Origin of the sequence: Lactococcus sp. AK05 (genome assembly GCF_041026685.1) — a bacterium.
Taxonomy (GTDB): Bacteria; Bacillota; Bacilli; order Lactobacillales; family Streptococcaceae; genus Lactococcus; species Lactococcus lactis.
This window is the reverse complement of sequence record NZ_JBFTEI010000003.1, coordinates 240834-266426: the sequence shown is the minus strand read 5'-3', so window position 1 is coordinate 266426 and position 25593 is coordinate 240834. Positions and strand designations below refer to the sequence as shown.

Sequence of the window (25593 nt, the reverse complement as noted above, 5' to 3'; positions counted from 1 at the left end):
AAAAGGCTTGACCTACTAGCTTCCTCCTTTCTTAGAATAATGCTGAATCACTATCAAGTCTACGGGCAAAGAAGTTTGTAATCATTAGAAGAATAAATCCTACTACCGATTGATAAAGCGCTGCTGCCGTTGCCATTCCTAAGTCACCAGTGTTAGCCAATCCATTATAGATATAGGTATCAAGGACTTGCGTTACTGGTGTCAAAGCACCTGATTGTCGTGGAACATTATAGAAAAGACCAAAGTCAGCACGGAAAATATTTCCAACGGCTAAGATTGTCAAAATCGTCATCAGTGGAACAACTTGAGGAATGGTAATATTTTTAATCTGTTGCCATTTTGTTGCTCCATCAACCATTGCTGCTTCATAGTAGGTTGGGTTAATTCCCATTACTGTTGCAAAGTAAATAATCGAATTATAACCAATTCCCTTCCAAACACCAATGAAGAGGATGATGAAGACCCAATATTTTGGTTCTTGATACCAATTGACTGGCATTCCACCATTATGCATAATCATTTGGTTGAAAATCCCTTTGTTTCCTGGTGCCAAGAAGGCATAAACAAAGTAAGAAATAACGACCCATGAAAGGAAATAAGGAAGAAGTGACATTGTTTGATACACTTTTACCAACTTTTTATTTCTTAATTCACTCATGATAATTGCAAACGCAATAGAAATAATCAAGTTCAGTGTAATAAACCCAACATTATAAAGAACCGTATTTCTTGTGATATCAAAAGCAGCACCGGAAGAAAAGAGGAATTCAAAGTTTTTAAATCCTACCCAAGGACTATTGGTCAAACTGGCCAAAAATCCATCTGGGTCAATATGAAAATCTTTAAAAGCCACCACATTTGCAAATACTGGAATATAAAAGAAGAATATCATCCAAATTGCACCTGGCAGAGCCATAATTATCAGTGCTTTATAGCGCCAAATATTCCGAAAAAATTTTTTCATTGATTTTTCTCCTTAATCAACAAAGTCCGGATTTCGTGAGCTGCAATTTGTGTTTGTGAGTCTGCTTCAATTTCATCTTCGAGTAAATTAAGTAATTTCGCTTCTTCTTCGAGCGCTAAACTTAATGACTGACCAGACATATTGTAGCCTCGTAAAACTAGACCATTATCTGATTCGCGACGTTTCAATGCCGTGATAGCAAATTTATCAGTATCAATTTCTAATATTTTCCCAGCTGACGGTAAAGTTTTTTCTGCTGACGGATTTGTCAGTTCTACCGTTGAAAATGGAACTTGTGCAACATAAGCATGTTGATAAGTTTCATAACGTTCGTAAGCCGGTCCATGAAATTCTAAACTATAGTTAAAAGTATGACGTCCTAAAGTTTGAGCCTCTGGTGTTGGGAAGTAACCCCAATCACCAAGTTCGCCAACTCCTCTAAGTAAAGTTAATGCAATATTTGCACTGTCAGTAATTTCGTATTCATTTAAGCCAAAATTACCAACAGTTAAACCATATTCTTCATTATGAAGATTAACGAAAGCTTGCTGATGCTGTGGATTTGTTGGATTTTCCCAAGTTTCAGGCATAACATTAGGTCTTGTCACTACTTCATAAATACTGTCAGCTTCGTGATTTTCGCTTGTTAATCCCGCTGGGAATAGTACACGAAGTCTGTGATCTTTCATTTGGTTATCAATGCTTGTTTCAAAATCAACTTTTTTTGAATTTTTACGTACAGTGATTTTGCTTGTTACCTCTAAAGGCAAAAGTTTATCAGAACGACCAGCATTACGATAACGGAATTCCAAAACCTTTTTTTGTTCCTCATCCAATAATTCGTCAGCAGATTCAGGAATCATCAGCACTTGTTTAAGCTGAACTTCCGCAATTTCTGCTCTGTCAGTAATAATTGAAAACTCAACAGGACTGTCCGTAGAAAGAATTGGTTTGGTATTTTTAGGTTGGAAATAGATATATTCATTTCCAATATCACCAGTGTCTTCAAAGACAAGCAAATCTTTAAAAACTTTATTGAGCGACTTATCAAAAATACTCAATGTTCCATTATGATTAACTGTCAGTTTCAAACTTTCATTTTCAATAGTTTGACCAGAAATCATACTTTCATTATTATTGACAGAACTGTCAGCATCGTCAGTAAGTACCAAATCAAAACTTTCCCAAGAAAAAGCACTCATTTCATTTAAAAATAATTTCACTTTCACAAATCGTTTCATGTAAGGAACTCGGAAACGATCTTTCGGTAAATCATAATCAAATAAGACTTCTTCTTCACTGATTTCAGCTGGGACTTCTTGACCTTCACGATTGATTACTTTATAAGTTGCCTTGGGCTGTGCCTTAAGTTCATCATAAAGCTTTTCAGGAATTCCTTCTTTAAATAATTTACGCTCAAGAACTACTTCAACTTCAGCCTCACCTGTTTTAGAATGTCCAGCTGTATTAAAAACGACAAAAGGATGTTGGCCTTCAAAGTCAATCACTTTAGCGAGTTCAAATAATGCATCATCAGCAAGATATTTTCCTACTTCATTCGCTTTTTCAAAACGTGTCATCATTTCACGATGAACTTCGTCAACAGAGCAACCACAGATACTATCATGTGGATGATTTTGCATCAAAGTTTTCCAAGCATAAGTCAATTTGTCGTGCGGATACTCTCCTGTCACCCGATAAGCTAAACTGGCGAGAGGTTCTGTAACATTTTCTAACTGACGCTCAACTTTTGTATTCCATTGTTTGAGATAAACTCGACTCGAAGCCGTATTTGCTAAAGTGTACCAGCCATCAGTTTCCTGTGAGGTTAGTTCCCCTGTTACCGTAGATAAGTTTTCAGGCAAATCTGACCTTACAGCTTCTAAATAAGTTGGCCAATTAGAATGAACAAACTCATAATCTGGGAAAAGTTCATTTGCCAAGCGAATCGCTTTGCTCAAATCTTTCTGAACTGGTTGATGATCCACGCCATTCATCATTAAGAGATGTGATGTCGAAGCAAATTTTTCAACATCTGCTAATTTTTGATTCCAAAAGTCAAGTGCTGCTGCTTTTTCAGCAGGAATTTCATTTCCATTTGAATACCAATTGGCAAATAGAATTCCAAGAATTTTTGTCCCATCAGGACCTTCCCACCACATTTCTGAAAATTGTGAACTATAGGCTTCCTCTGATTGTTCCAAAACTTGATTATCAAACCCGATTGGCTTCACTCCTCGACCAAAAGCTGCAGCGCTAAGTCCTGCCGCTTTCATCATTTGTGGCGTTTGGCCCATATTCCCAAAAGTATCAGGGAAATACCCCAACTCAACTGGAGCCCCCCAACGCTCCGATTCTTTACGCCCAACAAGCATATTACGAACGTTTGATTCAGAACTAATGAGGAAATCATCTTGTAAGATATAAAATGGACCAATTTTCAATTTTCCAGCTGAAATTGCTGCTTGTACTTCCTCACGACGCTCGGGACGTACTTGCAAATAGTCATCTAAAATAATCGTTTGTCCATCCAAATGAAAGCTATCAAACTCAGGATCTTCCTTGAATAAATCAAGTAAATCATCCACTAAATTGACTAAACGCATATGATGTTCTTCATAAGCCATATACCATTCTCGATCCCAATGACTGTGAGAGATGATATGTACCGTTTTCTTTTTCATAAAGCTCTATCTTTCTAAAACTAATCTCATTAACTTATTTTTCAATTCGGATATCAAAATAATCCATGACTAACTCACAAAACATCATATTAGCCCAGCTAAACCATTCTCTAGTGTAATTTTGTGGATTATTGACATCAAATCCTTCATGCATCAAATGTGTTCCAGCGTCTGTTTCGACCAAATGATTTAAGATTCGTTCTTTTTCGCTCTTATCATTTGTAGTCATTCCTTCCATTGCTAAAGCAATTGGCCAGACATAATTTTCTGGTGTATGACTAGAACCAATTCCTCGTGCATATTTTCCTTCATAGTAATAAGGATTTTCTTTACTCAATAATGTTTGTCGTGTTTTCAAATAAACTTCATCTTCAGCCTGACAAAATCCCAAATACGGAGCTGCAATCAGATTGGGAACATTGCTATCATCCATTAAAGTTTTGTTCCCAAGTCCATCAACATCATAAGCCCAAACTTCATCGCCTTGTTGATTTTTAGTTTTGGCAAATTTCTCAAGTCCCTCTTGAATTTCATCTCTAAGAATCTCTGCTTCATTTGCAATTTCTTTATTAGATAGAAGCTCAGTAAAAATTTCCTTGATATAATCCAAAATAACGACAGCAAACATATTTGACGGAACCAAATAACCATACTCACAAGCATCATCACTTGGTCTAAATCCTGACCAAGTCATTCCAGTGTAGGCTGTCTTGGCTCCTTTTCCATCTCTTATTAAAGTATCTTCATGTCGCTCAGTATCTCGAACAAAATGGTAGGGAGAATCCTCATGATTTTGTTCTGTTTTAAAAACATTCAAGGTGTTTTTGACTGCTTTGATAAATTCTTCATCAAAATGTTTGGTATAACCTGTGTTTTTATAGACTAAGTAAGCGAGTTGAATAGGATAACAAAGGGAGTCAATCTCATACTTCCTTTCCCAAATCCAGCCTTTGTGTTCATTAAAGTTGGTATGGTCTGTCTGATGCCCAGCAAAGTTTTCACTTTCGTTGAAAGCATTAGCATAAGGATCAAGATTAATATATATCATTTGCTTTTTTACTAAACCAACAATCAAATCACGAATTTCTTCATCTTCACGTGCAAGTACCAAATAAGGTCTCATTTGAGCTGTCGAATCTCGTAACCACATTGCTGGAATATCACCTGTTAAAAGAAAGGTAGTCCTGTCATCATGCACTCTTAAAGTAGTTTCAAGTGTGTTTGAGAAAGAATGATTAAAGTTTACAGCCCACTCTTTATGTTCTTCTCCACAAAGAATTGTTATGTCATTCATAAACTTTTTAACAGATTTTGGAATATTTGCTTTCACTGCATCTCCTTTTAAAATTCATTTGATATATCATTTAAGGTTATTTTAATATAAATTTTTATATTTTGCAAGCGCTTTTTTATTAAAATAAGATTAATTATGTTATCTATTTTTATTTTTTCTGAATTTTATAGAGGTAAAAAGCCTATTTTTATCATTTTCACTTGTAAAAGACTTGTTTTTTTATAAAAAAAGAGTAAAATATGATATATCAAATAAAATACAAAGGGATACTTCTATGAGCTTACCACTCTACCAGCAGATTTCCGATGATTTAAAGCAAAAAATTGTCACTAAAACATTTAAATCAGGAGACCAGCTTCCCACTGAAAAAGAACTCTCAGAGACTTATTCAGTTAGCCGCATTACTGCAAAAAGAGCTCTTACTGAATTAGAACAGCTTGGTCTTGTCAGTAGAACACGAGGAAAAGGAACTTTTGTTCAAGAATTAAATAAAAACCATACCAAACTATTAAAAAGAGTGCTCTTTATTATTCCTTTTGAAGGAATGTCATTTGGAGATTTCACACAAGGTTTAGTTCCCGCTTTAAAAGTTGAAAACACAACCGTATTTATCACTTACGCAAGTTACCTTAAAGAAAATACAGCGGATGATATTAAAGAAAATTTTGATGGATTAATTTACTATCCAATGTATACAGAAGATTATCTAGATATCTTATTAGAACTTTCACTACAAAACTTTCCTGTCGTTCTTTTAGATAAACAAATTTACGACCTCGGATTTCCTTGTGTTTCCTCAGATAACTTTAATGGTGGTGAGCAAGCCGCTCAAGCGCTCTTAAATTTAGGGCATAAACGAATTGCTTTTGTGGCTAGTAATGATACCCACCATCCCCAAACAACAAGAAATCGATACTTAGGATATGTCAAAGTTCTAAAAGAACAAGGAATCAAGTTTCACACTACTCTTGATGACTCACTTTATACCGAAAGTTCTGTTTTGGAACTTATTCATAATGAAAAAGTCACAGGACTTATCTGCGAAAATGACTTAGTCGCTCTTCAAACTATGAAGACTTTGCAAGATAACCATTTTTCTGTTCCAAATGATATATCAATTATTGGTTTTGATGATATTCAAGCAGCAAGCTTATCAAATCCGCCATTAACAACCATTGCTCAAGATTTTATTGGCATGGGAAGAATCGCTGGTGAACTGCTTTTAGACTGGATTAAAAGTGGTCAAACCCCCAAAGATGTCAAAGTTCCAATCAATTTAATTAAAAGAAAAACAACTGAGGAGTTGAAATGAAGATAAACAAAATTGATACCCGTCATGGTACTGCTAACCAATCCACTTTTTCACATGGGAATTGCCTTCCTTACACTGGTTTTCCTTGGGGAATGAATTATTTTGCCCCTTCAACTGGTGCTGCTCGTGGAGCTTGGTGGTTTCATCCAGAAGACCGCACCTTTGAAGGCTACCGAATCACTCACCAACCCAGTCCTTGGATGGGAGATTTCTCACATTTGACAATGACGCCTGTTGCAGGTCCTTTGCCTGAAACTTCTTTGTGGCACACAGTGAGTTCATACCGTCCAGAAGAATCAACTTTTAATCCAACGCAACTCAAAATTACTCAATTACGTTATCAGATTACATCTCAGTTAATTCCATCAATGTATGGTGGAATTCTATCAATGAATTATCAAAATTTAGGCCTCAAAGATAATGGCTTGATGCTCCATCTCCCCGGTTCTTATGAACTTCAACAACTTGACGATTACAGCTTAGAGCTTTCAATTATTAATTTTGCTGGTTGTGAAGATGAAAATTTTACTTTTTATCTCAAATTTACTGCTGACCAACCTTTTGTTTTAAGTGGAAATCTATCTGATGAAGATTCTTCCGTTCGCTTAGATTTCAAAGCAGCCAAGCAGGTTCAAATACATTTTGCTACTTCTTTTATTTCCAAGGAACAAGCCGCTCTTAATCTGGAGCGTGAACAAGATAATTCAGCAGAAACATATTTGGAAAATGCTGAATCAGCTTGGAATAACCTTTTTTCACGTATCGAAATTGAGCATCATAATCAACAAGAAGTTTCCACTTTCTATCACAATCTTTATCGCTCATTTCTCTTTCCACAAACTTTTTATGAATTTGACCAAGAGCATCAAAAAATCCATTACGATACAAGCTCTAAAACTGTCAAGAAAGGCCCGCTCTATACAAACAATGGCTTCTGGGATACTTTCCGAACAGTCTATCCGCTTTATAGTCTAATAGCCGTTGACGAGTACGGTGATATGCTCGAAGGTTTCCTAAATTCTTATCGTGCGACTGGTTTTCTTCCAAAATGGCTTTCTCCTGATGAACGTGGTCTAATGCCCGGTACCTTGATAGACGCTGTCATTGCTGATGCTGCAAGCAAAAACATTCGTCCTGATTTGATGCCCGAGTTTTTGGAAGCAATGAAAAAAGGAGCCACAAGTCAATCTGAAAACTCTAATTATGGCCGTCGTGGCACAAAAGATTATCTAAAACTTGGTTATGTTCCGCTCACTCACCATGAATCAGTTAATCACACTTTAGATTACGCATTTTCTGATTATTGTATTTCTCAAGTGGCGAAACAAACCGGTGACAAAGAAACTTCAGACTTCTATGCCCATCAAGCAAAAAACTATCAAAATATTTTTGATTCTGAAACTGGTTTTATGCGAGCAAAAGATGCTGACGGAAATTTCAGACCTGACTTTTTAGATATTCGTTGGGGGCGTGATTATGCAGAAGGTTCTGCTTGGCAAACTTCTTGGTCAGTTCTTCATGATTTTGCTGGATTGATTAAACTACATGGCTCAAGAGAAAATTTTGAAAATAAACTCATCGAGCTTTGCAACCAACGACCAAATTTCAATGTTGAAGGATACGGTTTTGAAATTCACGAAATGAGTGAAATGGCTGCTATCGAATTTGGACAAGTGGCTATCTCAAATCAACCAAGTTTCCATTACCCATATCTTTTTAGCTACACTGGCAAACCTTGGATGGCTACGCCTTTAATCAAAAATTTACTGACAGAAACATTTAATGATAGTCCAAAGGGCTATCCTGGTGACGAAGATAATGGAACAATGGCAGCTTGGTATATTTTTTCAAGTTTAGGATTCTATCCAGTCACGGCTGCTTCTAATCAATATGTATTAGGAATTCCACTTTGGGACAAAGCTAGAATCAACCTTTCCTCTGGTCAGAAGCTTACTATTCTTGCAGAACCAAATGCTCCGCAACAAGTTTTCGTCAACCAAATCACATTTACTGACAAAAAAGTCAATGATACTTTTATCAAGCACGAAGAATTGCTGAAAGGTGGAACCCTAAAATTTGATTTAGGAATCGTACCAAATCCACTTAAATATACGAACGAACAACTTCCTTATTCACTGACAGAAAATTAATTACTGACAGACCAAACCTAATCATTCTGTCAGTAAAAAAACACACTTGATTGATTAAAATCAGCGTGTTTTTTTATTTTATAAATTTAAGCCTATTTCTTTAAATCAGACCAAACCCATTCAGTAAACTCAGGAATATCAACTCCTTCATTTCTTGTTACTTCAAAGTGTTTAACTAGTGTCCGTTCCATTCGGTCAATGAAAGCTTTCGCTAGACCTTGATTAACTTTTCGGTTAACATAAAGAACTTGCATGGCATCAATCGCTTGGTGGAAACGGTCAAGCTCAGAGTAAACCCGCATATCATAAGTCGTCGTAATGTCACCGTCTTCACGGTAACCATGAACAATCAAACCATCATGTCCTCTTTGATAGAAAATGGATTCGATTAAATCTTCATATCCATGGAATCCAAAAATTACTGGAGTGCCTGAAGGACCAAAGTATTTTTCAAATTCTTCATCTGAGAGTTCACGTTCTTGGTTGAGCGCTCCTTTTTTCTTTTGCAAGCGACCTAATTCAACCACATTCACATAACGGAATTTTGCCTGTGGGAAAACTTCGTTTATAAGATGTAAAGCTGCCAGTGTTTCAATTGTAGGCTCAGCTCCTGCTGAGGCAAAAACTAAGTCTACTGCTTCTCCATCTTTAGCCGTTGAAGCCCAATCAATTGTTGCAATTCCGTCAGCCGCCAATTTTTCAGCCTCTTCTTTAGTAAACCATTGTTGACGAGGTTGTTTAGAGGCTACAATATGATTAATTTTACTTCTATCTTGAAAAGCACGGTCAAATACGGCAAGCAATGTATTCCCATCAGCCGGCAAGTATTGTCTGATAAAATCAGATTTCTTTTCAGCCAAATGAGTCAACATTCCAGGATCTTGGTGAGTATAACCGTTATGGTCTTGTTGGAAAACAGTCGAAGTCGAAATAACATTAAGCGAAGGATAATCATGGCGCCATTTTTGGTCTGCTGCTTGACGAATCCATTTGAAATGTTGAGTTAACATTGAATCCACGACTCGCAAGAATGATTCATAACTTGCAAATACTCCTGTGCGTCCGGTTAAAGTATAACCTTCAAGCCAACCTTCTGCTTGGTGTTCTGATAATTGAGAATCAATAATCCGACCCTCAGGTGAGATAAATTCATCATTTGGATTTTTTATGACTTGCATCCATTGACGATTCGTCACCTTAAACATTTCCCAAAAACGATTAGACATGGTTTCATCAGGACCAAACAAACGGAAACGCGTAGGATTAAGTTTGACTATTTCAGCAAAATATTTTGACAAAACATTCATATCCATATTGTCATTTGTATCAGGGAGTAATTTTCCTCGATTATTTTCAGAAATTGGATTTGCAAATTCTTGCCAATCTGGTAAGAACAAATTAGAAGAATCAATTCCCCCATTTGTTACAGGGTTTGAAGCCATTCGCATCTCACCTTTTGGTGCAAAATCACGCAACTCTTCTTTCAAACTTCCATCAGCATTAAATAAAGTTTCCGGTTGATAGGAAGTCATCCATTTTACAAATTCTGGTAAAGTTCCCATATTTTTAGAAGATAATGGAAGTGGAACTTGGTGCGCACGGAAACTATGTTCAATCGGCATTCCTCTTCCGTCAAATTTAGGACCTGACCAATCATTATAACGTGGACCACCCCAACCTTTTGGTAAACGTGCGATAACAATTGGCCAAGCTGGAATCTCTCCATTTTGATAACGATTATCTTCACGCGCATCTTTCTGAATTTGATGAATATCTTCAATCGCTTTATCAAAAACTTCAGCTGCTAATTTATGATAAGCCATGTAATCATGGATATCATCATTTTCAATATAACGAGGAGAGTAACCCAGTCCTTCAAAGAATTTACGAATATCAACATCTGAAGTTCGAGCGAACAAAGTAGGATTTGAAATTTTAAAACCATTTAAATCAAGAATTGGTAAAATCGCCCCATCATTCTTAGGATTAATGAATTTAATAGAGTGCCAACTTGTCATCAACGGTCCAGTTTCAGCTTCTCCATCCCCAACAACAGCAAAAGCAATTTGTTCAGGTTGATCAAGAATAGCCCCTGTTGCATGTGATAGCACATAACCCAACTCACCTCCTTCATGAAGTGAACCAGGGGTTTGTGCTGTCATATGTGACCCTATTCCTCCAGGAAATGAGAAACGTTTAAACAAACGTGACATTCCTTCCAAATCTTGGGTAATCTCTGGATAAGCTTCTGTATAGGAGCCATCAAGATAAGAAGGAACAACCATAGCTTGTCCACCATGTCCGGGGCCACCCATGTAAAACATCTTTTGATTATATTTATTTATTAGACGATTGGCATGAGCATAGAGGAAAGTTTGTCCTGAAACCGTCCCCCAGTGCCCGATGGGATTTGCTTTAAGATTTTCCGCTTTAATTGGAGTACCTGTCACAGAGAACAAAGGATTTTCTTTCAAGAAAATCATTCCTGCTCCAAGATAAGTTGCTGCTCGCCACCATTTATCAAGCTTTTTCAAATAAGCTTCTGAATTATATTCTGTCATTTTTTCCTCCTGATTTTCCTTCATTATAGGTCAATTATGCTTGATATTCTAATAATTTGTTCATATATCCACTAGGAAACATTGCTACTCTTCTTCTAAATGATGCACACGATGCAGTAATTCTGCTTCGATTTGTTCGAGTGTTTTACCTCTTGTTTCAATAACTTTTTTACTAGTAAACCAAATTGATAGGAAACAACAAGCCGCATAAATCAGGAAAATTTTACCTGTTCCAAAAAATGATAATAATGGTAGGAATGTTAATGACACCACCCAGTTAGCAGCCCAGTTGACAGCAGCACCAAATGAATTTCCTAAGCCACGGATTTTAAGTGGGAAAGATTCACCAATCATCACCCACATTACTGGTCCCCATGTTGCTGAGAAGAAGGCAATATATACCGTTAAAGCGATAACTGCTAAATATTTACCAAAGCCAATATGAGCATTTTCTGCTAAAATCATCCCTACTGACATTAATACAAGAGAAACCCCCATTCCCCAAGCACCAAAATTGAGCATCCACCGACGATTAACTTTATCCATTACTCTCATTGCAATATAAGTTACAATAACATTGAAAATACCAATCCCAATATGAGCAAGTAAAGCTGCGCTTGCCCCAAATCCTACCGCAACAAAAATTGATGGTGCAAAGTATAATACTGTATTACAGCCCATAACCTGTTGAAAAATTGCCAGACCAATTGCCATAATCAAAACTGGACGTGACATTTGACCAAATAATTCTTGTAAGCCACCTTGTTTTTCTTCCTTAGCCATCAATTGAATATCAGAAATTTCTGCTTCAATCGAGTTTGGATCATCATTTATCATACCTAATATTTCACGTGCCCCTGCTTCATTATCATGACGAACAAGAAATCTTGGAGATTCTGGCAAAAAGAGTCCACCGATGAAAAGAAGGGCTGCTGGAACAGTGGCCAAACCGAGCATCCAATGCCAATTTCCTGAGACTCCCTTTAAAGCATAGTTTGAGATATAGGCTAATAAAATCCCAGTCATAATCATCAATTGAAACATAGTTGAAACTCCACCACGAATTTTAGCGGGTGAAAGTTCCGATAAATAAGTTGGCACCAAAGCTGAAGCTGACCCAACAGCCATCCCGAGAATAACCCGAGAAATAATTAGTAACTCAGCGCTATTTGAAAGCCCTGAACCTAAAGCTCCAACAAAAAAGATGACCGCTGACAAAAGTAACAAACGTTTCCGACCAAAACGGTCACTCATTGGTCCAATAACGACCGCGCCAATTACAGCTCCCATTAAAACTGCCGCTGTAATCCATCCTTCCATCCAAGCCCAAGAACTCACCTGCCAGCTCTCTTTTTCAATAAAAAGTAGCGCTCCCGATATGACGCCTGTGTCATATCCAAATAATAAGCCACCTAAAGCACCAAAAAAATAGATGAAAGTGGGAGAAAGTTTTCTCATGATAGTAACTCCTTAATTTTTATTTGCAAGTCTTCTTGCCTTTTTTACTACCCACAAATGATACCGCTTTCTACGCTCGCTTTCTTGTAATCCTTGATATTTTAAAATGGAAATGTTGCTCATAATAAAGCTAAAAACTACTCTTATGTAAGAGCAGTTTTAATGAGTTTATTCATTTTTTATCAAGCGTGCCGGATTTCCAGCAATCATGCAGTGGCTAGGAAATGATTTGGTCACCACAGAGCCAGCACCAACGACAACATCATCTCCTAAAGAAACTCCAGGCAAGAGAATCACTGAACCGCCAAGCCAACAATCATTACCAATTACTATTGGCCCATCATATTGCCAGCCTTCACGTCTTAAAAACACATCCCTGGCATGATGATTAGGTGTAAATAATTGACAATTTGGTCCAATAAAACAGTTTTTCCCAATCTTAACCTTACCCGCACTAATAATCTGAAGTCCACTATTAATAAAAGTATTTTCTCCGACTTTAAAACGATTGGGGTATTCCAAAGCAGTTATTGGAAAATATATTTCTGAACTTTGAGGTAAATTTGGAAGAAAATCCTCCAAGAGTTTTCTTGCTTCATCAATATTTTCTTTTGCCTTATCATTAATTTCAGAAATTTTTTGACTAGAATTTTTGACTATTTTTTGTAGTTCTACTTCTTGGCTATATTGGTACCAATCACCTTTATTTATTTTATCAAAAATAGATAGCTTTGCTAAACGTAATTTTTCTGCTTCATCTAACGTTCTCATCGACTTTTTCCTTTACTAAAAATCCCTTACTACAAATATGTAGGTAAGGGATTATAGACTAATCAAATCTTGATTCACTTGCTTTCCAAGTATAAGAACCGTCTGGTAAGACCTTGTCTCCTAATTCTTTATAGTCAAAGTTATAAAATTCTGCAACTCTATCATATCCAGAATAATCAACGGCAGCAAGCCCAACAAATGCTCCAGTGAAGAATCCGCCATAAGTTTGTAAAACATAATCATCTGAAAGGACAGCCGCATCTAAGACTACAGGAATTTCTATGAATTTTTTGCCGTCAAAACTATATTCATAAGAATATGATTCTTTACGGACTTTAGTGCGGAACCAAACATATTCAGTCCCGTCAGGAATTTTAATGGCATTATCTTTTAAATAAGAAGTATAGTTTCCTCTGTTATTTTCAGCCACTTCAATAACAGCTCCATTGACTTCATTCCATGTGATAAAAGCGAAGGACCAATGACGGTCATTATAATAGTTGGTTAATCCAGCCATTTGTTGGTAAGAAAATGGGTCAAATTTTACTTTGACTTCTGCGTCAAAATAGAAAGCTTGCCAGCGTCTAGCGATCAAAGATAAATCAAAATTATTTGCCAAAGAGCCCTGACCAATTAATGTTAACTTGCCATTTCCAACTGAACCCATTTTCTCAGTAAATGGGACACGTAATGTATTCCAGTTAATATCCAAAGTAGAACTTGCAAAATCGTCTTTTTGACTGTGGTCAGCAGGTGCATTAGTTTGAATTGCATCTTTTGGTCCTTCAACAAAAGTTGTCCCACCATGACCACCAACAATACGTGGCCAACCTTCTTCGTCCCATTCCACTTTTTGGATAGAAGTTTCACGACCTAAAGAGCTCCAACCACGGGGGTCTGTGCTTGACTCATTTTTATGATTCCATGGTCGAGCGCATAAGGAAGCATAATACCACTCACCTTTGGGTGTAGATACAAGACCTCCGTGTCCTTGTTTTTGAATATAATTATCAGGAGTATCGAAGTTTGTAATAAATGGGTCGCCGGGTTCAGTTTCAAAAGATAAAGTATCCAATGTTTTAGAGCGGGCCACGACTTCTTGGTGCGTAAAGACTGTTCCACCTTGAGCCGCAAAAAGATAATAATAATCATTAATTTGGTAGAGGTGTGGACCTTCAACCAATTTAACATTTGTACCATTGTAAATCGTTTTAGCTGTTTTAGGTTGTAACTTCATTGTTGTCACATCAAACTCAGTCAATGTGATTCCGTCAAATGGATGCTTGTATTCACGATGATCCCATGTTTGTTGAACTAAGTATTTCCGTCCGTCTTTATCATGGAAAAGTGAAGCGTCAAAGCCAAGACCATTAAGCTTGATTGGGTCTGTCCATGGTCCTTTGATGTCTGTAGCTGTTGTTAAATAATTGGTCATATCTTTGAAAGCACCATTGACAACCTTAACATCTGTATAAACAAGCCAAAATTTACCATCCGCATAAGATAAATCAGGGGCCCAGATCCCACCTGAAGCTGAGTTTCCTCTCATATCCAACAAAGTGGTTGTCGACAATGGACTTGGAAGTAGGTTCCAATGTTCTAAATCTTTTGATTCATGTAAACGAACACCGGGGAACCATTCAAAAGTGGAGTTCGCGATGTAATAAGTATCTTCTACGCGAATAATGCTTGGGTCTGCATTAAAGCCGGGAAGAATTGGGTTTTGAATAAGTGACATGATTTTGTCTCCTTTTAATATAAATTATTCCGCTTCCTTAAGTTGAGCACGTTTTTCATCAAGTTGTTGATTAATCTCTGCTACATCCTTATCAGAAATTGGATAGAGTTGCATAATAATCATTGATACAAAAGCAAGAATGGCTGGAATCCAAATTGCTGTGAGATTTATACCGGCTAAAGCATTAGCGTGTTGATGTGCTGCTGTTTCATTGAAACCATAAGCTGCTAAGAACCAAAGTGGAATCGCTCCACCTAATGTAAAACCAATTTTGAAGAAAAGTCCCATGATTGCGTTAATAATCGCAGCATTTCTTTTACCCGATTTGAGTTCTCCATAAGCGACAACTTCAGGGACTAATGCCCACATGAATCCTGTTGCTGATGTTAAGCCCCATTGTTTAATAAAGGTAGCAACATAAGCTAACCAGAGGGCATCATGCATTCCATTAAGTGACCAAATATATGTCAAAATTTCTCCAACAATGAACATTCCGATAAAAAGATGAAAGAAACCTTTTTTACCGAAAATTTTCTTTAAACGAGGCCAAAAGATTGGGAAAACAATTCCTGGAATTGAAGCAATGAGGCCAATGGCTCCCATCCATTCTGAATGTCCAACAACAAATTGATTAAAGAAACCATTTACAGTATTCATGAAAAACATGAAAGTGAAAGCTAACATGAAGAAAATCCCTAGAATCACAAGTGGACGATTGTTCTTTAATTCGAGGAAGAGGTCAGTTGTTTTAACTTCTGCCGATTGTTCTGCTGTTGCAACCACACGTTCTTTGGTCAATTTATAACATAGGAATAAAGCTATTGCACCAATAATCATATAAACTGAGTAAACTCCAAACCAAGCATGTCCCGCTGAGGGATCAGTATAATTCCCCATATGAAGTTTAAGACCAAATAATCCAGTATCTTTAAGACTTCTTCCTTTCGGTGCTGCCATTTGAACAAACATTGGAAAGAGAGTATAGACTAAGAGATTTGCTCCATTTGCCAACATCATCCGTGTACTTGTCAGCTTATCAACGGATTCCGGATTACGAGTTAATGATGCATTAAGTGAACCATAAGGAATATTAACAACTGAATATACTAAGTCTAAGGCAAAATAAACGATAAAAGCAAAGGGGACAGACCCTTTAACACCTGGTAGAGGCGCAAAAAGTAAGGCGGCTAAAATTACCAGAGGAATACCTGCTCTTAAAAGCCAAGGACGATATTTTCCTGCTTTTGATGTTCTTTTATCAATAAAAGTTCCAACCATTGGGTCCCAAAATACGTTAATAATTCGGACGAACAGAAAAATAAAACCGGCTGTTGCAGTACCAATCGCATTGACTGTTGTCATATAGAGTGCTAAAAAGCCACCAACAGTCCCAAAGACAAGGTTTTGTGCAAAATCCCCCATTCCATAACCAATACGTTCTCCAAGCGTTAATTCATGATATTCATCATGTTGAACTTGTTTGATTTCATTATTCATTTTTGAGTACATCCCTCCTATTATTTTATTAAAATTATTTTTACTGATGAGTCTGTCAGTAAATTTTTAATCTCTTGTAAATAGATATTCTGTTATAAAAGTCTTTTTTTGACCTGCTTTAAGCTCAATCGTTCCCCATTCAGGATGATGAACAAGGTCAGGTATTTCTTGAAATTCAATAGCAATTCCGCGATTTTTGGACATTGGTTTGCCATTAATCATTGACTCTGTTTCTGGATTTGTGGCTGTGTAAATCACGACCGCTTGTCTATCAGTTTGAGCTACTAGTTTACGACCAGATAAAGGGTCATAAAGCATTAAACTTTTATCTCCTTTGGGATTAAAAACAAAGCAATCATCTAGTCCTTCGGGATTATCTTTTAAAAGTTTTTTGATTGAAACGCTTTCTTTAATTGAATAAGAACTGTCGTCAACAGTTAGAAGACGACCAGTTGGTATATTCTCTTGATTGGTTTCAACTAGAAAGTCAACATTTGCTTGAATGAAATGCTCATGAGTCGTTGATAATTCTGCTGACAGATTAAAATAAGGATGCCAAGCCGGATTAAAGACTGTGTCAGTTGCTGACAGAGCTGATATTGTCACTTCTAACTTATTGTCAGTTAATTTATAAGTGACTTCTGCTTGGATTTGACCTGGAAACCCGGACTCCTCATCTCTTAAACTTAGTTTAATGCCAAGAGATGATGCTGTTTCAAAAGTTTCATAAGACCAAAATTGTCTTTCCCAGCCGTGACTTCCTGAATGTAAATTATTTTTTCCTTCATTTGCCTCTAAACTGACAGAATCATAAGTAGCGCCTGAAATACGCCCGGCAACTGGACCGCAAATTACACCATAATATCCTCCATCATTTGCATAGGTTTCGGAATTGTTTTTGGATAAAAGAATATTTTCAAATGTTCCATTTTTGTCAGGAGTGAGGAGTTGATGGACTCTTGCTCCATAATCATGGACAACGATGGTGAGTCGTTCATTTGATAATGTAATCTGACTAATTGATTTGTCAGCTCTAAAAGGCAAAGATTCTTTGGAAATGGTAAATGTCATAATTAACCTTCGTCATTGAATTCTACTAATTGATGAGAAATTTCAGAGGTATTTTTATAAACTTGTTTCCAAATTTGATAAATTTGCTCATAACGTGCTACATTTTTTGGATTTGGTATGAAACTGGCTTCCTTGTAGTGAACAAAAGCTTTAGTGACCGCTTCTAAGCTATCAAAAAGTCCGCAACCAAAAGCAGCAATCATACAAGCACCAAGTCCCGGTCCCTGCTCAACCGTTAAGCGAATCATTTCAGAATTAAAAATATCTGCTTGCATTTGCATAATGTCGGGATTTTGCGCACCCCCACCTACGGAAATCAAACGTTTAAACTTCTTGTTTTTCGTTTTTTCCATGATATCTTTAGAATCACGCAATGAAAAGGTAATTCCTTCAAGCACTGCTCTTGAAAAATGTTTTTGTTCATGATGAGCAGAAATTCCTATAAAACTTCCACGAATTTTTGAATCAAAATGTGGTGTTCTTTCACCTACAATATATGGCGTAAAGAGCAATCCTTCTGAACCAGGAGAAACTGTGTAAACTTCTGACAAAAGTTCATTGAAACTCAAGCCTTTTCCAAAAGTTTCCTTATACCAGTTTAAAGAATTTCCAGCAGCCAAGGTTACTCCCATTGAATAATATGCGCCTGGAACCGTGTGATTAAAGAAATGAAGTTTTCCTTTATAATCTGCAATTTTAGGTTCATAAGCGGAAACGACTCCGGAGGTTCCCATTGAAATCAAACCCACTTCTTCATTGATTAAACCAACACCCAGAGCGGCGGCAGCATTATCGGCTCCACCAGCAAATACTTTTACTTCATTTGTCAGTTTATAGCGTTCAGCTATTTCTGCTTTGACAAATCCTGTTCGGTCAGTGGATTCAATCAATTCAGGTAGAATTCCCCTATCAATATTGAATGCGTCAGTAATTTCCTCTGACCATTGTTTTTTCTCAATATCTAAAAGTAAAGTTCCTGCTGCGTCAGAAAATTCGGTATAAATATTTCCTGTCAGCCAAAGGCTCAAGTAATCTTTTGGCAACATTATTTTTTTTACTCTTGACCAAACCTCTGGTTCATTTTCTTGGAGCCAAAGAATTTTTGGTAAGGTAAATCCTTCAAGAGCAATATTTTTTGTAATCTCTAAAAGTCGCTGACCAAGTCTGTCAGTAATTTCTTGACATTGTTTGCTTGTTCTCACATCATTCCAAAGAATTGCTGGATAAACTGGTTTATTATTGTCATCTAAAACGACTAATGAATGCATTTGCCCCGAAAAACTAATGCCTGCAAGTTGCTGACCAAAATCTGAAATTTCTACTGACAAACCGGTCAGTACTGATTCAAGTGCCACAATCCAATATTCTGGACGTTGTTCAGAATAGCCTTGTTTGGGCGTATCAATTTGGTATTCAGCAGATTTTGTCGTAATTAAATTACCAACTTCATCCATCAAAATCCCTTTAAGACTTGATGTTCCTAAGTCAATTCCTAACACGTAAGTCATTATTATTCCTCATAATAAAAGAGAAGGACGAGGAGGAATTCCTCGCCCTCTTTTAAGTTCTAAATTTTAAACAAGATAGTCATTTAATACTGATTTGATGTATTCCAAGTGGTTAGAATCAAGTTCAATATCGTCACCTTGTTCAAGTGCAAATGCGGCAAGACTTTCAAAAGTTGCTGTTCCATTTTCAATAGATTGTCCAACTTCTGTATTTTTGTATGAACTATAACGTTCGTCAACAATATCAGACAAGAATTTATCTTCAATGATTGCTGCTGCACCTTTCAAAGCACGCGCATAAGTATCCATCCCTGCAATATGAGCAAGAATTAAATCTTCTGCTTTGAAACTTGTACGACGTACTTTCGCATCAAAGTTAATTCCACCTTTGCCAAGTCCACCGTTTAAAAGAATTTGGTGCATCGCAAGTGTGATATCAATAACAAGTGTTGGGAATTCATCTGTATCCCAACCAAGCAAGTAATTTCCTTGATTGGCATCAATAGAACCCAAAGCATTGAAAGTACGTGCAGTATTTAATTCGTGTTCAAAAGTGTGCCCAGCCAACCAAGCATGATTTGTTTCAAGATTGAGTTTGAAGTATTTGTCCAAGTCATATTTTTGCAAGAAAGCAAGAGCTGTTGCTGAGTCAAAATCATATTGGTGAGTCATTGGTTCTTTTGGTTTTGGTTCAATCAAGAAAATAGGCAAGTGGTTGATTGATTTTGCATAATCAATTGCCAAATGGAAGAATTTTGCCATATGATCCATTTCAAGACCCATATCTGTATTCAAAAGTGATTCATAACCTTCACGCCCACCCCAGAAGACATAATTTTCACCACCGAGTTTTTTAGAAAGTTCAAGACCTTTTTTAACTTGTGCAGCGCCATAAGCAAAGACTTCAGCACGGTTAGAAGTTGAAACACCATTCATATAGCGGGGATTTGAAAACATGTTTGCTGTATTCCAAAGTAATTTAATGCCTGTTTCTTTTTGTTTTTCAAGAAGGTGGTCAGTAATTTCGTCCAAATTAGCATAAAATTCTTTCAAAGAATTTCCAGTAGGTGCAATATCAATATCATGGAAACAATAATATTTAACACCTAATTTTTCAGCAATTTCAAAGAAAGCATCTACTCGACGGTGAGCACGGTCAAGTTCAGAACCACCTTCCAAATCCCAAGGACGTTCCATTGTTGCTCCCCCAAAGGGATCTGACCCATCCATTGTAATTGTATGCCAAAATGCAAGGGCAAAATGAAGTTGTTCTTCCATTGTTTTACCAGCAACTACTTCTTCTGGATTATAATGGCGAAAGGCAAACATATTTTTAGTTTTTGTACCTTCGTATTTGATAGGTGCGATGTCGTTAAAGTAAGCCATTTTTATAGCTCCTCCTCTTTATGATATTAATATTATTTTCAAACTCGTAATTACTACTATACATTTCTTGTAATATATGTCATAATAATAGTGATTAGGAGAGAATGAACATGAAAAACGAATTAGAGAATATTTATCACTCAAAAATAAATAATCTTAATTTTCTACTTGTCGATATTACTTACAGAAAACCTCACCTTCATTTTGACATTGAATTAGCTTTTGTCTTAGAAGGGGCTGGTCAGGTAATAACGCAAGAGCAATGCTTTGAAATCAAAGCTGGACAGGCAATTATCTTTAATAGTTGCCAAGTTCACGAACTATCTTCAAGCGACTCTATGAAACTTTTGATTCTACAGTTTTCATCAGAAATTTTTAAAATTATCTTCCCTCAGCTTGATAAAATTTATTTTGAAAGTCATCCTTTCAATCTAAAAAATCAACCTGAAACTTTAAAATTACTCTTACAAGCGGCTTTAAGTTATTTTGCTGATGATAAGAATAATTCCTTGCGTACTCACGGATATACTTCCCTTTTATTAGATCGCTTATTAAGTATTTCTGAATACAGTATTTTAAGCAGTTCTGAACAAAATAAATTAATGGATCTCCAAGAGCGAATGGAAAGAATTTCTTCTTACATTCATGAAAACTACGACCATAAAATTTCTTTAGAAATGATTGCTTCGCATGAAGGACTTTCCAGAACGTATTTTTCCCATTTCTTTAAAAGTAATTTTGGGATTAATTTCAACGAGTATTTAAATAAGATTCGTTCTGAAAAAGCAAGAACATTACTTTCTTCTTCTAAAGATAATTTATTAAATATTGCTTACATGTGTGGTTTCTCAGATATCAGAACGCTCAACACCGCTTTCGTTAAATCTTATGGTGTTCTACCGAAAGAATTTAGAAAAAATAGTGTACTCTTCCCAAATCTCAACTACATGACTTTCAATCAAGATAAAATTGATAATCAAGTTTTTTATTCTGATAGAGGCTCTTTTGATATTCTGCAATATTATTTAGAAAAAAACTTTGAAAAAACAAGTAGTCATTTTTAGACTCTTTATTTTTAACAAGTTAATGATATCGCTTTCTAAGAATCTTATCTTACTGTTTTGTTCTATTTTTCAGGGGAAATGTTGTCATTTTATCATGCCTAAATCAAATAAAAAAAATACTTGGCTTTTACCAAGTATTTTTTATTAATCCCAAATTTTAGTTGCTTTAATTTCATTAATCGTTTGGTCAAAATCATTTGTTAAGATCGTAACATGTCCCATTTTTCGGTTATGTTTAGCATCTGCTTTTCCATAATCATGTTGATGCCAATCGGCATGCTCATGATTAAGTTTCTTAACTGCCTCAACGTGTTGACCTAAAACGTTCAACATAATGGCAGCTTTCAAAAGTTTAGGTTCTGGTAGGTCTTCTCCTAAAATCCCTTTAATATGCAAATCAAATTGGTTGAAATCACAAGCTTCAATTGTAAAGTGGCCACTATTATGTGGTCTTGGAGCTAGTTCATTGACATAGATTTGACCATCTGCTGTTAAGAACATTTCCACACAAAGCACGCCAGATAGCTCTAATTTTTCCGCAATTGAGGTCGCAATTTTATAAGCATTCTCAGTAATTTCAGCAGATATACGAGCCGGAGAAATCGTCTGATGTAAGATGTTTTCTCTATGTTCGTTTTCAGCTAGAGGAAAAACCACATATTCGTGACCATTTCCACTAATAATAACAGAAATTTCACGTTCAAAAGAAATAAAATCTTCTAAAACACATTCTGAAAGTTCTGTCAGTGATTTTGCAGCTGACAAGTCTTCATCAGCATTTAAAACCACTTGTCCATGACCGTCATAGCCTCCAGTTGTTGTTTTTAGAACTTGTTTTCTAGTTACTATCTCTGGGAGTTTTTCCGCTGAATCTACGAGTTGCCAAGGTGCAACATTAACTTTAGCTTCTTTCGTCAAAAATTCTTTTTCAAAGCGACGGTTTTGCGTAATCTCTAACAGACGTATTCCTTGAGGAATTCTTACACAGCCTTCAATTTCGTGCAAAGCTTTTGCTGATACATTTTCAAACTCATAAGTAATGACGTCACAAGCGTAGGCAAGTCTTAATAAATTTTCAACGTCATCATAAGGTGCAACGATCAGTTCATCAGATACTTTTGACGCAGAACAGTTTGGATTTGGGTCAAGTGTAATGACTTTATGTCCCATATATTGAGCAGCAATTGCCATCATCTGCCCAAGCTGACCTCCACCAATAATACCAATTGTTTGCTTTGTATTCTTTATCACAAGTCTTCCTACCCTTCATTATTTAAAATCTGACAACTTTTAAACTCTTTTTAAAGTAATGCTTTGTTTGATTCCTCAACCATTTCTTGTGCAGCAGCCCGATAGACCAACAATTTTTGGTATAAATTCTCGTTTGTATTCGCCAAAAGTTGCAAAGCAAATAAAGCAGCATTTTTTGCTCCAGCCTCTCCAATTGCCATTGTCGCTACAGGAACCCCTGCCGGCATTTGAACAATTGAATAAAGTGAATCCAAACCAGACAAAGCTCGCGATTTTATTGGAACGCCAATGACTGGGACGAGGGTCTGAGCAGCTACCATTCCTGGCAAATGAGCGGCTCCACCTGCACCTGCGATGATCACTTTATAACCTGCCTCACGAGCTTGGCTCGAAAATTCAGCCATTAAAGCTGGTGTTCGGTGTGCTGATACGACCTTTTTTTCATAAGCTAAACCAAAGTCATCTAAAATTTTTGCTGTTTCTTTCATTGTCGCCCAATCTGAGCTCGAACCCATGATAATTGCTACTTCTGCCATTTTTCCTCTTCTTTTTTCTTAACCGAAATTTTTATATTGCTCGTGAACCGATATCATGACGATAAAAGAAACCATCATTTTCCAATTTATCAAGTTTTTCATAAAGCAATTTTTGTGTACTTTTTACATCTTCTCCCGTTTCAGAAACAAGATAAACTCGGCCTCCACTAGAGATTAATTGATTATCTTCATTTTTGGAAACTCCTGCATAATAAACATTTAAACCTTCAGGAATTTTTGGAAGAATAAGTCCAAGTTTTGCTTGACTAGGATAGCCTTCTGCAGCAACAACCACACCCAAAGTCACACCAGACTCAAGCCATTCTAATGTTGGCTCATTTCCAGCTAAAATATCAATAATTACTTGAGCTAAGTCACTTTTTAAACGAGGAAGAACAACTTGGGTTTCAGGATCACCAAAGCGTGCATTAAATTCAATTGTTTTGACTCCGTCTTCTGTCAAAATTAACCCTGCATAAAGAACACCTGTAAATGACTTGTCTTCTTCTATCATTCCAGCAACTGTTGGTTTAACAACTTTTTCAAAAGCCTCATTCACAACCTCTTTAGAAATATGTAGGACCGGTGAGTAAGCCCCCATTCCCCCTGTGTTAGGACCTTTGTCACCATCGAAAGCTCGTTTGTGGTCTTGAGCAATCGGCATCGGATATATTTTTCCGTCATGGACAAAACTAAATAAAGAAAATTCTTCACCGTCAAGAAATTCCTCAATCACAACTTTTCCTTGACTACCAGAAAAAATATCGGCCAGAGCTGACTTAGCGGTCTCGATATCAAAGGCAACTGTCACACCCTTACCAGCAGCGAGCCCATCAGCTTTAATAACAAGGGGAACTCCTTTTTCATCTAGATATGCAAGAGCAGGCTCTAAGCTATCAAAAGTAGCATAATCAGCCGTCGGAACCCCATATTTTTTCATAATTGATTTTGCAAAATCTTTAGAACCTTCTAGCTCTGCGGCCATTTTATTTGGCCCAAAAATTGGTAATTCTGCTTTTATAAAAGCATCGACGACGCCATTCATCAAAGCAGTTTCTGGTCCAACAAACGTTAGTCCAATGTTTTGATTTTGAGCAAATTCAACTAATTTATCATTAGATAGTTCGGAAATATCAACTATTTGAATTCCATCTTTTTCCATTCCTGAATTGCCTGGAGCTACAAAGACTTCTTCAACTTGAGGACTTTCCATAAATTTTTTTGCTAAGGCATGTTCGCGGCCGCCAGAACCAATTACCAAAATTTTCATCATTTCTCCGATATTCCCAAACGCTTTTTATATACACAAACTTGTGTATTCAGCTATTTTATTTATTATTCAACAAATCTTGAACGAATAATAAAAGTCAAAGTGATGATAGCTCATCTATCTTTTCTTGCTTTATAAATCTTATAATTCTATCTTAAAAGATTTATGATAAAAGAAAAAGCCTGAACAAAAGTTTCAAGAAATAAGAAGAGAGATTGTTCGGTATTTACTCAATTCTAGCTAAAGTTTTTCCCTTGCAATTTTTAAATGACAAATTTGTTTATCAGCTTTTCTATCGCAATTTTCATTAAAAACATGTAAAATAAATCTAAGTAGAAAAAGAAAGCGAAAACTTATGGCGACTCAACCAACCAAAGATAAAATTATTAGTAGCAGCTGGGAACTTTTAGAAGAACTTCCTCTCACAGAATTTTCAATGCGTAAGTTAGCTAGTCGGCTAGGAATGACAGTGTCTTCTCTTTACTACCATTTTTCAAGTAAAGAAGCACTTTTTGCAGAACTTATTGATAAAGTAAGCCTTGAAATTATTTTTCCAGCAAATGAGAAAACGTGGCAAGACCGCCTTTTCGTCTACGGTAAAAATATTTATGCTGTTTTAGAATCTTATCCAAACCTCGCACAATTGATGATGGATTATCCACCAGAATCTGAGAACTATCTTCGGCTCTTTGATAAACTTTTAATGATTGTAGATGATCTCAAGCTTTCTGATGATCACAAATTTTACACCATTAACCTTTTTCTAAATTTTATTTACACCAGTAAAATAGATAGTGATCGTTTAGTAGAGCAACCCGAAAAACCCGTTTCTACTGTCAAAATTCCTCTGGTACAACTGGCTCCTTTTCTCGATAAATATTGGCGAACTGAAAGCCTCACCAGTCTTGGCTCTTCTGAAAGTTTTGAGTTTGGTTTACAGCTTATTATTTCAGGAATTGAAAAAATGCTTAAAATTAATTAATTTATAAAAAACTTCCTGAGGAAGTTTTTTCTTGACTTTGTTTTAGAACAATGGTATTATTTTTACCGAACGGTGTTCTAAAAATATAAAAGAAGG

General features: G+C 36.3%; 18 protein-coding genes. 4 read left to right on the top strand and 14 right to left on the bottom strand.

Annotation, left to right across the window (positions count from 1 at the left end; translation table 11 throughout):
• Positions 1-31 precede the first annotated feature (31 nt).
• From AB6B24_RS08360 to AB6B24_RS08350, 3 genes are read right to left on the bottom strand one after another with little or no spacing between them, the layout of a single operon-like run.
• Positions 32-964 carry a sugar ABC transporter permease gene (locus AB6B24_RS08360; protein WP_003130089.1) on the bottom strand — a complete coding sequence of 311 codons (933 nt, stop codon included), beginning with the start codon at positions 962-964 and terminating at the stop codon, positions 32-34.
• Entirely contained in the window at positions 961-3648 is a 2688-nt protein-coding gene (locus AB6B24_RS08355) for an alpha-mannosidase (protein WP_058203004.1), read from the bottom strand. The genes AB6B24_RS08360 and AB6B24_RS08355 overlap by 4 nt, the downstream gene beginning before the upstream one ends.
• Before the next feature lie 34 nt (positions 3649-3682).
• Complete coding sequence (locus tag AB6B24_RS08350) at positions 3683-4942, bottom strand: glycoside hydrolase family 125 protein (RefSeq protein WP_058203080.1); 1260 nt, start codon at positions 4940-4942, stop codon at positions 3683-3685.
• Between the two features lie 274 nt (positions 4943-5216).
• Between AB6B24_RS08350 and AB6B24_RS08345 the strand changes: the two genes are divergently transcribed.
• Positions 5217-6254 carry a LacI family DNA-binding transcriptional regulator gene (locus AB6B24_RS08345; RefSeq protein ID WP_017864709.1) on the top strand — a complete coding sequence of 346 codons (1038 nt, stop codon included), beginning with the start codon at positions 5217-5219 and terminating at the stop codon, positions 6252-6254.
• A complete protein-coding gene (locus AB6B24_RS08340) occupies positions 6251-8404 on the top strand; it encodes a GH92 family glycosyl hydrolase (protein ID WP_311803207.1) in 2154 nt (717 codons plus the stop codon). Before AB6B24_RS08345 ends, AB6B24_RS08340 begins: the two co-directional genes overlap by 4 nt.
• 92 nt (positions 8405-8496) lie before the next feature.
• Here the strand turns inward: AB6B24_RS08340 and AB6B24_RS08335 are convergent, their stop codons facing one another.
• The 8 genes from AB6B24_RS08335 to xylA all read right to left on the bottom strand — a co-directional run bounded on the left by AB6B24_RS08335 (position 8497) and on the right by xylA (position 20394).
• Complete coding sequence (locus AB6B24_RS08335; protein WP_311804351.1) at positions 8497-10965, bottom strand: phosphoketolase family protein; 2469 nt, start codon at positions 10963-10965, stop codon at positions 8497-8499.
• An 84-nt stretch (positions 10966-11049) separates the two neighbouring features.
• Entirely contained in the window at positions 11050-12423 is a 1374-nt protein-coding gene (locus AB6B24_RS08330; RefSeq protein WP_195936001.1) for a sugar porter family MFS transporter, read from the bottom strand.
• A gap of 168 nt (positions 12424-12591) precedes the next feature.
• Positions 12592-13194: a sugar O-acetyltransferase gene (locus tag AB6B24_RS08325; protein ID WP_311803200.1), complete on the bottom strand. Its 603-nt coding sequence runs from the start codon at positions 13192-13194 to the stop codon at positions 12592-12594.
• A 58-nt stretch (positions 13195-13252) separates the two neighbouring features.
• Positions 13253-14932 (bottom strand): glycoside hydrolase family 43 protein, encoded by a 1680-nt coding sequence (locus tag AB6B24_RS08320; RefSeq protein ID WP_311803198.1) that lies wholly within the window; start codon positions 14930-14932, stop codon positions 13253-13255.
• Between the two features lie 24 nt (positions 14933-14956).
• The gene (locus AB6B24_RS08315; protein WP_311803197.1) at positions 14957-16441 is read right to left on the bottom strand and encodes an MFS transporter; all 1485 of its coding nucleotides are present in this window, start codon (positions 16439-16441) and stop codon (positions 14957-14959) included.
• A 54-nt stretch (positions 16442-16495) separates the two neighbouring features.
• Positions 16496-17500 (bottom strand): aldose epimerase family protein, encoded by a 1005-nt coding sequence (locus AB6B24_RS08310; RefSeq protein WP_311803196.1) that lies wholly within the window; start codon positions 17498-17500, stop codon positions 16496-16498.
• Positions 17501-17502: 2 nt separating this feature from the next.
• Positions 17503-19008 (bottom strand): xylulokinase, encoded by a 1506-nt coding sequence (xylB, locus tag AB6B24_RS08305; RefSeq protein ID WP_058208504.1) that lies wholly within the window; start codon positions 19006-19008, stop codon positions 17503-17505.
• 66 nt (positions 19009-19074) lie between these two features.
• Entirely contained in the window at positions 19075-20394 is a 1320-nt protein-coding gene (xylA, locus tag AB6B24_RS08300) for a xylose isomerase (RefSeq protein WP_153241293.1), read from the bottom strand.
• A gap of 110 nt (positions 20395-20504) precedes the next feature.
• Between xylA and AB6B24_RS08295 the strand changes: the two genes are divergently transcribed.
• Positions 20505-21458, top strand: coding sequence for an AraC family transcriptional regulator (locus AB6B24_RS08295; RefSeq protein ID WP_023188757.1), 954 nt, complete (start codon positions 20505-20507; stop codon positions 21456-21458).
• Between the two features lie 144 nt (positions 21459-21602).
• On the opposite strand, the gene purK is transcribed toward AB6B24_RS08295, so the two are convergent.
• From purK to purD, 3 genes are read right to left on the bottom strand one after another with little or no spacing between them, the layout of a single operon-like run.
• The gene (gene purK, locus AB6B24_RS08290; RefSeq protein ID WP_311803194.1) at positions 21603-22709 is read right to left on the bottom strand and encodes a 5-(carboxyamino)imidazole ribonucleotide synthase; all 1107 of its coding nucleotides are present in this window, start codon (positions 22707-22709) and stop codon (positions 21603-21605) included.
• Positions 22710-22759: 50 nt separating this feature from the next.
• Positions 22760-23245, bottom strand: coding sequence for a 5-(carboxyamino)imidazole ribonucleotide mutase (gene purE / locus AB6B24_RS08285; RefSeq protein WP_012898130.1), 486 nt, complete (start codon positions 23243-23245; stop codon positions 22760-22762).
• 31 nt (positions 23246-23276) lie between these two features.
• Positions 23277-24515 (bottom strand): phosphoribosylamine--glycine ligase, encoded by a 1239-nt coding sequence (gene purD / locus AB6B24_RS08280; protein ID WP_311803266.1) that lies wholly within the window; start codon positions 24513-24515, stop codon positions 23277-23279.
• Positions 24516-24870: 355 nt separating this feature from the next.
• On the opposite strand from purD, the gene AB6B24_RS08275 reads away from it, so the two are divergent.
• A complete protein-coding gene (locus AB6B24_RS08275) occupies positions 24871-25497 on the top strand; it encodes a TetR/AcrR family transcriptional regulator (protein WP_311803192.1) in 627 nt (208 codons plus the stop codon).
• Positions 25498-25593 lie beyond the last annotated feature (96 nt).